The following is a 12,607-nucleotide window of genomic DNA, read 5'->3' as shown; positions in this document are numbered from 1 at the left end:
TCGCATCGCCATCTGCCATGGGGCCTGCCAGGCGGTCGCTTGAAGTGATGGCCAGGCGGCTGCGACCGATTGCCCAGCTGCGCCATCTCGCCCGAAATGAAAAAAGCCCCGCAGGGCGGGGCTTTTTGCCGGGTCAAAGCGGGTGATCAATAGCCGTAGCCGTCACCACCGCGGCCGCCGCCGCCTTCACGACGGCCACCACCGCCGCCACGGCCACCGTTGCCGTAGGGGCTGCGGAAGCCACCGTCTTGCGAATCGCTGCGACCACGGCCATAGCCGCCGTCACCGCGGCCACCGCCGCCGTAGCTGTCACTGCGACCGCCACCGTAGCTGTCGCTGCGGCCACCGCCGTAGCCGCCACCGCCATAACCGCCGCCGCCTTCGCGACCACCGCCGTAGCCACCGCCGCCTTCACGGCGACCGCCGCCGAAGCCGCCACCACCGCCAAAACCGCCGCCGCTGCGAGGCGGACGGGGCTCCATGGGACGCGCTTCGTTCACCACGATGTTGCGGCCGCCGAAATCGCGACCGTTCAGGCCATTGATGGCCGCTTGAGCTTCGTCATCACTGCCCATCTCGACGAAACCAAAGCCCTTGGAGCGGCCGGTGTCACGCTCCATCATCACCTTGGCGCTGGTCACGGCGCCAAATTCACCGAACGCCTGCTCCAGGTCGTTGTCGCGCACACCGTAAGGAAGGTTGCCGACGTACAGTTTGTTACCCATCTAGGGAAGTCCTCAAAACACAAATTTCACAGCGATGGAGTTCGCCAAACGCATCAACAAACCAGAAAGACCGGGAGGAAGCGAAGAAGAGCTGTTCACCGCACACAAACGCTGCCTGAAAGGGTCAGGCAGCCGCGTCAAATTATGAAGTGTTTCCGTGAAAATCAAGGCTAGTGGTAGACCTGATGGGGCAATTTTGTTGTGACGTGGCGTGCTCGCCACGACCCAGGCGGGGCAAGGCTGCAACAGGCCGTGGCGTAGGCCGGAACGCTCAGTTTTCGCGAGTGCGTTCAGTGGCAGCGGTGGGCGTTTCACACCAGTTGCCAGGTGTTTGTCACCAATTATTACAATAATGTGGGCATTCGAGGGCTCATTTACCCGGTTTGCCCTCGTCAGGCGGCGGCCACGCGTTCGCGCAGCACGCGCAGCGCGTGGGCCAGCGTGGCTTGTCGCACGGCGCTGCGGTCGCCGTCAAAACGCTGGCATTCGGCATGCACCTGGCCTTGCACCGACCAGGCAAACCACACGGTGCCGACCGGTTTGTCCGCGCTGCCACCGCCCGGGCCCGCAACGCCCGTGACGGCCACGCCGACGGCCTGCTTGGCACGGGTGACCGCGCCTGCGACCATGGCGCGGGCCACGACTTCGCTGACGGCGCCCTCGCTGCGGATGTCACGCAGGGGTACGCCCAGCTCCTCCACCTTGGCGGTGTTGGAGTAGGTGATCCAGCCGCGATCGAACCAGTCGCTGGAGCCGGCCAGGTCGATGCAGGCGGCGCCGATCATGCCGCCCGTGCAGCTTTCGGCCGTGCACATCTTCCAGCCTTTGGCGCGCAGCAGGTCGGCCAGGGCGACCACGTCGGACGGGGAGCGAGCAAGGGGTGTGGAAGCGGTCATGGCGTGAACAGGGTGATGATCGGTGCGGTCAGTATGCCCGTCCGGCCGTCGGATGCGAAATGGGGACTGTCTCATACTCATCAGCGGAACTGCGGGGATGGGCGTGCAGTCCGAAATCGATCGCCTCCACCTCGAGGTGCACACCAGACCTTGGATGCTCGCCCTGCCCCAGCCACGCCACGCAGCTGTTCGTGTCCGGGTGGTTCCCCGGCACCAGTTGGGGGCTGCGACATGTTGCAAGACGCACACCGCCTGTGGGTTAACCAGCCAGCTGGCGCGGGGCGATTCACTGTGCCGCAAACCTCGCGATCTGACATTCGCCTGGCGGTGCCATGTCGCTCATTGCCAGACGTGTTGAGCGGGACGACTTTCGCTGCGGGCTGGCGCTGCCCAGTGTTGCGTGTGTGCTTGCGGATGCGCTGCATCAACATACCAGTTCTGCTTCATGGCTTGCACGACGTGCGTGCGCTGGAGGATGCTGGGGAGACGAGCACGCCATCGACCGCGAAAGCCTACCCAAGCCTTGCGGGCTACCAGCTCCGCAACGACCTCAGCCTGCAAACCAGCGCCAGAGCGCGATCACGAGCAGGGTGCAGAACGCGGCGACGAGGTCATCCCACAAGATGCCCCAGGCACCGCGCCAACCACGGGCGCCATGCAGCAGGCGGTCGGCCCAGCCGACGGGGCCGGGTTTAGCCGCGTCGAAGTAGCGGAACAGGCCAAAGGCCACCAGCTGGCCCCAGAAGCCGCTGGGCGCAATGAGCCACAGCACCAGCCAGAAGGCCGCGATTTCATCGATCACCACGTTGCTCGGGTCGGCCTGGCGCAGGTGACGTGCGGTGACGAAGCTGGCCCACCAGCCCACCAGCACCGTGCCGGCGATGAGCACGCCCTGGGCCACGGGCGACAGCCACTGCGCGAGCAGCGCCCAGGCCAGCCAGGCCCACAGCGTGCCCACGGTGCCGGGCGCCACGGGCGACAGGCCGGAGCCGAAGCCCAGCGCGATCCAGTGTGCTGCGTGCTGGCGCATGAACTGCGCGGTGGGCCGGCCCGACCGGCTGTCTGCCGACGCCGGCCGCGGCACGGCGTCGAGGATGTCGGCCTCGATGCGGTCAGGTGGAAGGGCGGGCAGGTTCATGAGGCGTGGAAAAGGGCCGGACTGGGCGAGCGGGTGCATGAGCCTCTGCCGCGCTCAAAACGGGCGGGCGGCGGACAAGGTCAGGCTGGCCAGTCAGCTGGACCACCAGGCCGGCGGTCCGAGGGGCTCACTTCTTGGGCGCTGGCGCCAGCTGCGGCAGCGGCGAACCGTCACCCAGCTGCAGCAGGCCGGCCTGGGCGTAGATGCCGAGCTTGGCGCGGGTGTCCACGATGTCCAGGTTGCGCATGGTCAGCTGGCCGATGCGGTCGGCGGGGCTGAACGGTGCGTCTTCCACCTTTTCCATGGACAGGCGCTCGGGCGCGTAGGTCAGGTTGGGCGATTCGGTGTTGAGGATGCTGTAGTCGTTGCCGCGGCGCAGCTCCAGCGTCACCTCGCCGGTGATGGCACGGGCCACCCAGCGTTGCGACGACTCGCGCAGCATGATGGCTTGCGAATCGAACCAGCGGCCCTGGTACAGCAGGCGGCCCAGCTTGAGGCCGTTGATGCGGTACTGCTCGATGGTGTCTTCGTTGTGGATGCCCGACACCAGGCGCTCGTAGGCGATGTGCAGCAGCGCCATGCCGGGGGCCTCGTAAATGCCGCGGCTCTTGGCTTCGATGATGCGGTTCTCGATCTGGTCGCTCATGCCCAGGCCATGGCGGCCACCGATCTCGTTGGCCTTGAGCATCAGCTCGACCGGATCGGCAATTTCGACGCCGTTCAGGGCCACCGGACGGCCTTCTTCAAAGCGCACGCGCACTTCCTCGGCCTTGACCTCCACCTCGGGCTTCCAGAACGCCACGCCCATGATGGGGTTGACGATGCGGATGCCGCTGGAGAGTTCCTCCAGGTCCTTGGCTTCGTGGGTGGCGCCCAGCATGTTGGAGTCGGTGCTGTAGGCCTTCTCGACCGACATCTTGTAGTCGAAGCCGTTGGCGATGAGGAACTCGCTCATCTCCTTGCGGCCCCCCAACTCGTCGATGAAGCGCTGGTCCAGCCAGGGCTTGTAGATCTTGAGCTGCGGGTTGGTCAGCAGGCCATAGCGGTAGAAGCGCTCGATGTCGTTGCCCTTGAAGGTCGAGCCGTCGCCCCAGATGTTGACGTCGTCCTGCTTCATGGCGGCCACCAGCATGGTGCCGGTCACGGCGCGGCCCAGCGGCGTGGTGTTGAAGTAGGTCACGCCCGCGGTGCTGATGTGGAAGGCACCGCACTGGATGGCGGCAATGCCTTCGTGGGCCAGCGGCGCGCGGCAGTCGACCAGGCGCGCCAGCTCGGCGCCATAGGCCTCGGCCTTGCGCGGGATGGCGTCGTAATCGTCCTCGTCGGGCTGGCCCAGGTTGGCGGTGTAGGCGTAGGGAATCGCGCCCTTCTGGCGCATCCACAGCAGGGCGGCGCTGGTGTCCAGACCGCCGGAGAAGGCGATGCCGACCTTCTGGCCAGCGGGAATCGATTGCAGGATGGTGCTCATGGCAATGGCAGGCTGTGGCGACACGCGTCGCGGCAAGGAACAAGGCGCCCCGTCTGCGGGCGCCAAAGCCGTCATTATCGGCCGTGTGCACATTGGGCCAGGGCCGGCGCGTTCCTGGTCGGTTCGCGGCCGGTCGCGGTGAACGGCTGTGGCTGTCGCCCGGACGCGATGGCAACGGCCCGGGATGGCCCCGCGGAGTGTCGCCAGCGTCAACGGGCGTCACGCCCTACAATCTCGCGCTCGCGAATGGCGCCTGGGCGGTTTCACCCCGGTTGCGTTCGCATGGGTTCCCTCGCCCCCATCCATCAAAAAGGACATCCCCATGACCTCTCTGCAGGCGGCGCCGTCGCGCGTGCCGCTCATCCTTGGCCTGCTGGTGGCGTTCCACATCGCCATCGTCATCGCCAGCAATTACCTGGTGCAGCTGCCCATCACGCTGTTCGGGTTCCACAGCACCTGGGGCGCGTTCAGCTTCCCCTTCATCTTCCTGGCGACCGACCTCACCGTGCGGCTGATTGGCAAAGGGCCGGCGCGCCGCGTCATCACCCGGGCCATGGTGCCGGCCCTGCTGGCCTCGTATGTCGTGGGCGTGCTGTTCCACGACGGCCGCTTCAACGACTGGGGCGCCCTGGCCGAGTTCAACGCCTTCGTGTTCCGCATCGCGCTGGCCAGCTTCGCCGCCTACGCGCTGGGGCAATTGCTCGACATCCAGGTGTTCGACCGCATCCGCCAGCGCGGCAAGGCCTGGTGGCTGGCGCCGGCGGCGGCTTCGGTGTTCGGCCAAGCGCTGGACACGGCGGCCTTCTTCGGCATCGCCTTCTGGCGCAGCGCCGATGCTTTCATGGCCACGCACTGGGTCGAGATCGCGCTCGTCGACTACGCCATCAAGCTCGCCGTGAGCCTGCTCCTGTTCGTGCCGGCCTACGGCGTGATGCTGGCGGCCATCGTGCGCACCCTGCGGGCGCCCGCTGCGCCCATGGCGGTGACGCCATGAGCACCGAGCCCAAGACAGCGATGGAGCGTGGGGGCATCGCCGGCCGCGGCGAAGCGCAGCTCCCGAGCCAGGCGAAGCCGGGGAGCGTGGGGGAGTCGGCCGCAGCGAAGGGCTGCCCCGAGCAAGGCGATGCCCCCTCGGGGGGCAGCGGACCAGGCGAAGCCGGGGAGCGTGGAGGTCCCATGCCCCGTGGCGCGCTGGTGCTGTTCTCCGGCGGGCAGGACTCGGCCACCTGCCTGGCGTGGGCACTGGCCCGCTTCCCCCACGTCGAAACCCTGGCCTTCGACTACGGCCAGCGCCACCGCGTCGAGCTCGATTGCCGGCTGCGCCTGCGCGCCGGCTTGCGCGACCTGGCTGCACCCTGGGCCAGCCGCCTGGGCGACGACCACCTGCTGAAGGTCGACGTGCTGGGCCAGCTGGGCGGCAGCGCCATGACCGACGACGTCGCCATCGCCATGCAGGCCGATGGCCTGCCCAACACCTTCGTGCCCGGCCGCAACCTCTTGTTCTTCACGCTGGCGGCCGCGCTCGCTTACCGGCGCGGCCTGCAGGTGCTGGTGGGTGGCATGTCGCAGACCGACTACTCGGGCTACCCCGACTGCCGCGACAACACGCTGAAGGCCCTGCAAGTCGCCCTGAGCCTGGGCGTGGACCGGCCCCTGACCCTGGCCACCCCGCTGATGTGGCGCGACAAGGCCGACACCTGGGCACTGGCGCACACGCTGGGCGGCGACGCGCTGGTCGAGCTGATCCGCCGTGAATCGCACACCTGCTACCTGGGCCAGCGCGGCGACCTGCACGACTGGGGCCACGGCTGCGGCACCTGCCCCGCCTGTGCGTTGCGCGCCAACGGCTGGGCGCAATGGCGGGGGCAGCGCGCCTGAAAGCGGACATTCGGGGCTCGGGCCGATCCCCAGCTGAGGCCCGCGCAGGGCTGCACATGCGTGGATTCTGAGTAAAGCGCCACGGGGTATGGCGCTGTTTCCGATTCCAAGTCAACGATGAGTGCCTCATACTGCACTGAAGAACGCTTCCGATGCCCTTGGCTGGCCGCAGCCGAAGCGACGTTCGCACCGCTTGAGCATGTCGGCCTCGCCCCAGGGGATTCGCCTCGCACCCCTGCCTCGGCCCCACCCTGGCCGACATTGCGCCGACACGTTGTGCCAGCACGGTTTCTTTCCCTGGATCGAAGCCGCCCGTGGGCCTGATGGCGCAGCTCCACCTCCGCGAAGGCCGCCCCGGCGCACAGCCCGCATGCCCCCGCGAACCGGACGCCGCGTGACAACCCACATCACCGACCCTTGCCGCACTGCCCAGCGCCCAGGCGCCGGCCACAACCGCCTCAGCCAGACCAGCCGCTTGGCGATGCCGCGTCTGGGCAGCGGAGCGTGCGGCACCGGCCGCAGCGAAGGGCCGCTCCCAAGCAAGACCAACCCCCTCGGCGACGCCCGGTCAGGGGCAACGGACCCGGCGCGCAGCGCAGGAGCGTGTGGGGCACCGTGTACTCTGCGCGGCTCATCGCCCCCGGCACTCCGCGCACAATGTGGCGATGCGTTCGCGCTGCGGCGCCTTCTTTTTCGCCCACACCATGACGACCGAGTTTTCCCTTTCGCTTGAAGACCTGGTGGCCCAGCTCAGCCTGGAGTCCATCGAACAGAACCTGTTCCGCGGCCACACCATCGACATCGGCACACCCAACGTGTTCGGTGGCCAGGTGCTGGGCCAGTCGCTCATGGCGGCCTCGCTCACGGTCGATGGCCTGCGCGCGCACTCCATGCACGCCTACTTCCTGCGGGCGGGCAGCACCGCCTTGCCCATCATCTACGACGTGGAGCGCACGCGCGACGGCAGCAGCTTCTCGACCCGGCGCGTGGTGGCGATCCAGAAGGGCCGGCCCATCTACACCATGACGGCCTCGTTCCACAAGGACGAGCCAGGCGTGCAGCACCAGATCAAGCCGCCCGTGGTGCTGCCGGTGGCGCAGGCGCCGCAGCGCAGCTCGTCGCTGGGCAAGCGGCCGCTGCCGTTCGAGGTGCGGTCGGTGGACTGGAACCCCGACGTGCCCGAGCCCGAGGTCATCGCCCGCGTGGGGGCGCAGAAAGACGCCAGCTGGCGCCGCTGGTTCAAGCCCAATGGCGGGCTGCCCGACGACCCGCACATCCACCAGGCCCTGCTGGCCTATGTGTCGGACTTCAGCTTCATCCGCGTGGCCATGCGCCCGCACGACCTGCGCCTGGGCGACCGCCGCCTGCACGTGGCCAGCCTGGACCACGCCATGTGGTTCCACCAGGACTTCCGCTTCGACGACTGGCTGCTGTACGACACGGATTCGCCCATCGCCCATGGCGCGCGCGGATTCTGCCGCGGCGGCTTCTTCTCGACGGATGGCGAGCTGGTCGCGTCCGTGGCCCAGGAAGGTCTGGTGCGTGCGCCCATGGGCGACGACGGCCAGGTGCTGGCGGACGTGCTGCTCAAGCGATGAGCTGAGCAGTATGCGCCAGTTGCCGTTGACATGAGAACGGGAGTGGCTGCATACTGTCCATGATAGGCTTTGGTGCGCCACGGCCTATGCGGCCCGTGGCCCGCGGCCTTCAGGCCTGTGTGGCCTGCTCGAAGCGGTTGACCCGCCGCAGCTGCGGGAACAACCAGGCCCAGGCGCCCACCACGCCCAGGGTGCACAGCGCGCCCAGCACGGCGGCCGGCACGGTGCCGAATCCGGCGGCGCTGGTGCCGGCGCGAAACTCCCCCAGCTCGTTCGACGAGCCGATGAACAGCATGTTCACGGCGTTGACGCGGCCCCGCATGTCGTCCGGCGTGGCGAACTGCACCAGCGTGCCGCGCACGTAGACGCTCACCATGTCGGCCGCGCCGGCCACGGCCAGCGCGATCAGCGACAGCCAGAACCAGTGCGAGAGCGAGAACACCAGGTTGGCCAGGCCGAACACCGCCACCGCGCCCAGCATGCGTGTGCCCACGTGGGTCTGGAAGGGCCTCATGCTGAGCACCAGCCCCGCCGACACCTCGCCCACCGCCATCGCGCTGCGCAGCATGCCCAGGCCGGTCGGGCCCACGTGCAACACCTCCTTGGCGTAGATGGGCAGCAAGGCCACCACGCCGCCCAGCAGCACGGCAAACAGGTCCAGGGAAATGGTGCCCAGCACGATGGGGCGGGAGCGGATGAAGCGGATGCCCTCGGCAAACCGGCCAAAAAAGCCCTGGGCCGGCGACTGCCGGGAGGCCGTGGCCATGGGCCGCATGGGCACGCGCAGCATCAGCAGGGCGCCCAGCGCCAGGCCGGCAAAACACACGGCATAGGTCAGCTTGCCGCCCCCCAGCGCATAGAGCACGCCGCCCAGCAGCGGCCCACCCACGGCCGAGCCGCGCATGATCATGCTGTTGGCCGCGATGGCCTGGGCCAGCTGCTCGCGCGGCACCACCTGGGGCAGCAGGCTCTGCATGGCCGGCCCCGAGAAGGCGCGCGTCACGCCATAGGCCACCAGCACGGCGTACACGCCATTCACCCCAGCCTCGCCATGGCCGGCCAGCCACCACAGGGCAGCCGAGCAGAGCGCGCCGGCGCCCCACGACAGCATCAGCACGTGCTTGCGGTTGAAGCGGTCGATCAGGTCGCCGGCCACGGGCAGCAGGCACAGCATGGGCAGGAACTGCGCCAGCCCCACGTAGGCCAGCGCCATGGGCGAGCGCGTCAGGTCATACACCTGCCAGGCCACGACCACGGCCTGGATCTGCGTGGCGCACACGGCCACCATGCGCGCGAGCAGGAAGCTGAGGAAACCGGGGTTGCGAAACAGGCGTGGGGCGGCCGCAGCATCAGCGGCTGCGGCATCGGTCGAGGAAGAAGGCAACGGGCGCTCCCAAAAGCGCCATGGTAGTGACGCCAGCCAGCGCGTGAGGCGAGGGCCGGCCACGCGCGAGGAGATGGGCCCCGCCAGGAAGGGCCCGGCCAGGAAAGGCCCCGCCAGGAAGGGCGCAGTCGGGAAAGGCCCCGCCAGGAAAGGCCCAGCCGAAGGGCCTAGCGGGAAGTGTGGGGAAGGGCTCGGCCGGGAAGAGCCTGGTCGGGGCGGCGCCTGGGCCGATCAGGCTGGGCGAGCCGCGCCCGCGCAGAGCCAGTCACCCGCGCGCCGCACCGGGTGGCCTCGGTCGCGCGGGGCCTGGGCGCACCGGGAGCCGGCCGTGGCGGGGCGCAGGCGCGGTTCGCGTGCCTGCATGGCTTCGTGGCGGGCGCCAGGGGTCTGCTGTCGGCCGCAGGGTCAGGCCGATCGGCGGCCCGCGCGCCTGAATCGCGCAGCGGCCACGTTCCTGTCAGCGTTCGTCGCCGCTCGTCGATGGGGGAATCAGGTTGGAGATGGGGTATGGCGACACTGTCGTTTCAAAGTCATCGGACATGGCACCATACTGCATCACTTGCCGGTCAACTTGGCCGCTGCATCGAGCGCGAAATAGGTCAGGATGCCGTCGGCGCCGGCGCGCTTGAAGGCCAGCAGCGCCTCCATCATGGCGGCATCGCGGTCCAGCCAGCCGTTGGCGAAGGCCGCTTGCAGCATGGCGTATTCGCCGCTGACCTGGTAGGCGAAGGTGGGCACCCGGAAGGTGTCTTTCACGCGGCGCAGCACGTCCAGGTAGGGCATGCCGGGTTTCACCATCACCATGTCGGCGCCTTCGGCCAGGTCGGCGGCCACCTCGCGCAGGGCCTCGTCGCCATTGGCCGGGTCCATCTGATAGACCTTTTTGTTGCTCTTGCCCAGGTTGGCGGCCGAGCCCACGGCGTCGCGGAAGGGGCCGTAGAACGCACTCGCGTACTTGGCGCTGTAGGCCATGATGCGCGTGTGGATGTGGCCGTGTTGCTCGAGTGCCTGGCGCACGGCGCCGATGCGGCCGTCCATCATGTCGCTGGGGGCCACGATGTCGACGCCGGCCTCGGCATGGACCAGGGCCTGCTGGACGAGGAGCTTCACCGTCTCGTCGTTGAGGATGTAGCCGGTGCTGTCCAGCACGCCGTCCTGGCCGTGGCTGGTGTAGGGGTCCAGCGCCACATCGGTCAGCACACCCAGCTCGGGAAAGCGTTGCTTCAGCGCACGCACCACGGTGGGGATCAGCCCCTCGGGGTTGTGGGCCTCGCTGCCGGTGTTGTCCTTGAGCCTGGCCTCGATCGAGGGGAACAGCGCCAGCACCGGCACGCCCAGCGCCACGCAGCGCTCGGCCACGGGCAGCAGCTGGTCCAGCGAGAGCCGCTCGACGCCGGGCATGGAGGGCACGGCCACGCGCTGCTGTTTGCCCTCGACCACGAACACGGGGTAGATCAGGTCATTGGGCGTGAGCGCGTGTTCGGCCACGAGGCGGCGGGAGAAGTCGTCGCGGCGCAGGCGGCGCGGGCGGGACAGCGGAAACGGGGCGGGGATCAAGGTGGTCATGGCAGAGCGTGGTGGGTCCGGGTTGTGTGCGTGTGCAACGAAAGCGCTAATTTCCGACCAAGGGACGTGCAAAACTGTACTACTTTGGTATATTTGATCTCGGGCAGCTTGCTGTCCCCCGCTTTTCCTCCCTGAGCGGGAGCCTTGACGCGTGACAGCAACGAGGCATTTAAGCTCCGGCCCTGGTCGGGGCTTTTTTTTTGTGGCGCCCGATGTCGGTCCGTACTGTAGTGGAGCGGACGCGTCAATCGCGCCAGTGCATGGCCTCTACACTCGACGCCGCATGTTGTGGATCAAAGCCTTTCACATTCTGTTCGTCACCAGCTGGTTCGCGGGTCTGTTCTACCTGCCGCGCATCTTCGTCAACCTGGCGCTGGTGCCGCCCGCCTCCACCGCCGAACGCGACCGGCTGCTGCTCATGGCCCGCAAGCTGCTGCGCTTCATGACGGGCCTGGCCGTACCGGCACTGGCGTTCGGGCTGTGGCTGTGGCTGGGGGTGGGCATCGGCCGCGGCCCGGGCAACGGCTGGATGCACGCCAAGCTGACCCTGGTGCTGGTGCTGCTGGGTTACCACGGCTGGTGCGCGGTGCTGCTGCGGCGCTTTGAAGCCCACGCCAACCGCCATTCGCACCGCTGGTACCGCTGGTTCAACGAGGTGCCCGTGCTCGTGCTGCTGGCGGTGGTGCTGCTGGTCGTGCTCAAGCCCTTTTGACCGGCACCTGCCCGCTGCACATGCCTCATTCCCACGGCCCCCTCGGTGTGCACGCCTTCAAGGGCGTGGCCGGGCCGTTGGCTCTGGTCTATGCCGGCCTCATCGTCTACGCCAGCCTGTTCCCCTTCGAGGGCTGGCGCTCCCAGGGCCTGCCGTTCTGGTCTTTCACGCGGGCGCCGTGGCCGCAGTACTGGACGGAGTTCGACCTGGTCAGCAACCTGCTGGGCTATGTGCCCCTGGGCCTGCTGCTCACGCTGGCGCTGGAGCCGCTCATGCGGGCCCGCTGGGCCGTGTTGCTGGCGGCCCTGCTGGGCGCGCTGCTGTCGTTCGTGCTGGAGTCGCTGCAGTCCTACCTGCCGCTGCGCATCGCGTCCAACCTGGACTGGGGGCTGAACGCCGCCGGCGCGGCCATTGGGGCGCTGGTGGCCTGGGCCTCGATGCGGCTGGGTCTGCTGGCGCACTGGAGCCGCTTCCGCGAACGCTGGTTTGCACCTCACGCGCGCGGCACGCTGGTGCTGCTGGCGCTGTGGCCGGTGGCCTTGCTCTACCCGGCCGCGGTGGCGTTCGGCCTGGGCCAGGTGTTCGAGCGCGCCGAGGAGTGGCTGGGCCAGCTGCTGCAGGGCACGCCTTACCTGGACTGGCTGCCCATGCGCGAGATGGAGCTGCAACCGTTGTTGCCGGGGCAGGAGCTGCTGTGCGTGGCCGTGGGCCTGCTGTGCCCCATCCTGCTGGGCTATTCCATCATGCCTTCGCGCTGGCGCCGCGCCGTGTTTGCCGTGGCCGCGCTCGCGGTGGGCTATGCATCGTCGGCCCTGTCGTCGGGGCTGAGCTACGGCCCGCTGTACGCCTGGACCTGGGTCAGCACGCCGGTGGAGTACGGCAGCTGGCTGGCCGTGGCCCTGGCGGCCGCGCTGCTGTGGGTGCCGCGCCGCGTGGCGGCGGCGCTGCTGCTGCTGGCGTTGCCCGTCAGCCTGATGCTGCTGAACAACGCCCCCACCAGCGCCTACTTCGCCGAAACCCTGTCGGATTGGGAGCAGGGCCGCTTCATCCGCTTCTACGGCCTCATCCAGTGGCTGGGCTGGGCCTGGCCGTTCGCCGCGGTGCTGCAGCTGCTGGTCACGCTCACGCGGCGTGCGCCGGTGAGTCCTGCGTCCTAGTTGTTTGGAGCCGAGTATGGCTGCTTCCTCGTTCATTGAATGACGAGGATGCGGTCATACTGCATCCATGGATGGCAAACGGCAG

At 68.4% G+C, this 12,607-nt stretch carries 11 protein-coding genes; 5 read left to right on the top strand and 6 right to left on the bottom strand.

Annotated features, from left to right (window positions below):
- Nucleotides 1-146: 146 nt before the first annotated feature.
- From CCO03_RS00140 to argG, 4 genes are all read right to left on the bottom strand, one after another.
- On the bottom strand, nt 147-725 hold the full coding sequence (locus CCO03_RS00140) for an RNA recognition motif domain-containing protein (RefSeq protein ID WP_087275622.1): 579 nt from the start codon (nt 723-725) through the stop codon (nt 147-149).
- Between the two features lie 392 nt (nt 726-1,117).
- Nucleotides 1,118-1,621, bottom strand: coding sequence for a CinA family protein (locus CCO03_RS00135; protein WP_087275619.1), 504 nt, complete (start codon nt 1,619-1,621; stop codon nt 1,118-1,120).
- A 550-nt stretch (nt 1,622-2,171) separates the two neighbouring features.
- Nucleotides 2,172-2,651: a phosphatidylglycerophosphatase A family protein gene (locus CCO03_RS00130; RefSeq protein ID WP_236904170.1), complete on the bottom strand. Its 480-nt coding sequence runs from the start codon at nt 2,649-2,651 to the stop codon at nt 2,172-2,174.
- A 235-nt stretch (nt 2,652-2,886) separates the two neighbouring features.
- Nucleotides 2,887-4,227 (bottom strand): argininosuccinate synthase, encoded by a 1,341-nt coding sequence (argG, locus tag CCO03_RS00125; RefSeq protein WP_087275616.1) that lies wholly within the window; start codon nt 4,225-4,227, stop codon nt 2,887-2,889.
- Between the two features lie 322 nt (nt 4,228-4,549).
- Between argG and CCO03_RS00120 the strand changes: the two genes are divergently transcribed.
- The 3 genes from CCO03_RS00120 (at nt 4,550) to CCO03_RS00110 (ending at nt 7,703) form a co-directional block, all read left to right on the top strand.
- Nucleotides 4,550-5,221 (top strand): 7-cyano-7-deazaguanine/7-aminomethyl-7-deazaguanine transporter, encoded by a 672-nt coding sequence (locus tag CCO03_RS00120; protein WP_087275613.1) that lies wholly within the window; start codon nt 4,550-4,552, stop codon nt 5,219-5,221.
- Nucleotides 5,222-5,403: 182 nt separating this feature from the next.
- Nucleotides 5,404-6,105, top strand: a complete 702-nt coding sequence (gene queC, locus CCO03_RS00115) for a 7-cyano-7-deazaguanine synthase QueC (protein ID WP_087275610.1) — start codon at nt 5,404-5,406, stop codon at nt 6,103-6,105.
- 704 nt (nt 6,106-6,809) lie between these two features.
- Nucleotides 6,810-7,703 carry an acyl-CoA thioesterase gene (locus CCO03_RS00110; protein ID WP_087283821.1) on the top strand — a complete coding sequence of 298 codons (894 nt, stop codon included), beginning with the start codon at nt 6,810-6,812 and terminating at the stop codon, nt 7,701-7,703.
- 109 nt (nt 7,704-7,812) lie between these two features.
- Here CCO03_RS00110 and CCO03_RS00105 read toward each other — a convergent pair whose 3' ends face one another.
- Both CCO03_RS00105 and hemB read right to left on the bottom strand, forming a co-directional pair.
- Nucleotides 7,813-9,087, bottom strand: a complete 1,275-nt coding sequence (locus CCO03_RS00105; protein WP_236903954.1) for an MFS transporter — start codon at nt 9,085-9,087, stop codon at nt 7,813-7,815.
- Between the two features lie 555 nt (nt 9,088-9,642).
- Nucleotides 9,643-10,653: a porphobilinogen synthase gene (gene hemB, locus CCO03_RS00100; RefSeq protein ID WP_087275604.1), complete on the bottom strand. Its 1,011-nt coding sequence runs from the start codon at nt 10,651-10,653 to the stop codon at nt 9,643-9,645.
- Nucleotides 10,654-10,936: 283 nt separating this feature from the next.
- Between hemB and CCO03_RS00095 the strand changes: the two genes are divergently transcribed.
- Nucleotides 10,937-11,365 carry a CopD family protein gene (locus tag CCO03_RS00095; RefSeq protein ID WP_087275601.1) on the top strand — a complete coding sequence of 143 codons (429 nt, stop codon included), beginning with the start codon at nt 10,937-10,939 and terminating at the stop codon, nt 11,363-11,365.
- 20 nt (nt 11,366-11,385) lie between these two features.
- On the top strand, nt 11,386-12,522 hold the full coding sequence (locus CCO03_RS00090; RefSeq protein ID WP_087275598.1) for a VanZ family protein: 1,137 nt from the start codon (nt 11,386-11,388) through the stop codon (nt 12,520-12,522).
- The last annotated feature ends 85 nt before the right edge of the window (nt 12,523-12,607 follow it).

This window comes from Comamonas serinivorans, from assembly GCF_002158865.1.
GTDB classification, from domain to species: domain Bacteria; phylum Pseudomonadota; class Gammaproteobacteria; order Burkholderiales; family Burkholderiaceae_C; genus Comamonas_E; species Comamonas_E serinivorans.
This window is presented reverse-complemented; position numbering and strand designations above follow the sequence as displayed.

What these genes read in the sequence shown, in the direction of transcription:
- CCO03_RS00140 (WP_087275622.1), bottom strand. Translation starts at nt 725, where the DNA reads ATGGGTAACAAACTGTACGTCGGCAACCTTCCTTACGGTGTGCGCGAC.
- CCO03_RS00135 (WP_087275619.1), bottom strand. Translation starts at nt 1,621, where the DNA reads ATGACCGCTTCCACACCCCTTGCTCGCTCCCCGTCCGACGTGGTCGCC.
- CCO03_RS00130 (WP_236904170.1), bottom strand. Translation starts at nt 2,651, where the DNA reads ATGCGCCAGCACGCAGCACACTGGATCGCGCTGGGCTTCGGCTCCGGC.
- argG (WP_087275616.1), bottom strand. Translation starts at nt 4,227, where the DNA reads ATGAGCACCATCCTGCAATCGATTCCCGCTGGCCAGAAGGTCGGCATC.
- CCO03_RS00120 (WP_087275613.1), top strand. Translation starts at nt 4,550, where the DNA reads ATGACCTCTCTGCAGGCGGCGCCGTCGCGCGTGCCGCTCATCCTTGGC.
- queC (WP_087275610.1), top strand. Translation starts at nt 5,404, where the DNA reads ATGCCCCGTGGCGCGCTGGTGCTGTTCTCCGGCGGGCAGGACTCGGCC.
- CCO03_RS00110 (WP_087283821.1), top strand. Translation starts at nt 6,810, where the DNA reads ATGACGACCGAGTTTTCCCTTTCGCTTGAAGACCTGGTGGCCCAGCTC.
- hemB (WP_087275604.1), bottom strand. Translation starts at nt 10,653, where the DNA reads ATGACCACCTTGATCCCCGCCCCGTTTCCGCTGTCCCGCCCGCGCCGC.
- CCO03_RS00095 (WP_087275601.1), top strand. Translation starts at nt 10,937, where the DNA reads ATGTTGTGGATCAAAGCCTTTCACATTCTGTTCGTCACCAGCTGGTTC.
- CCO03_RS00090 (WP_087275598.1), top strand. Translation starts at nt 11,386, where the DNA reads ATGCCTCATTCCCACGGCCCCCTCGGTGTGCACGCCTTCAAGGGCGTG.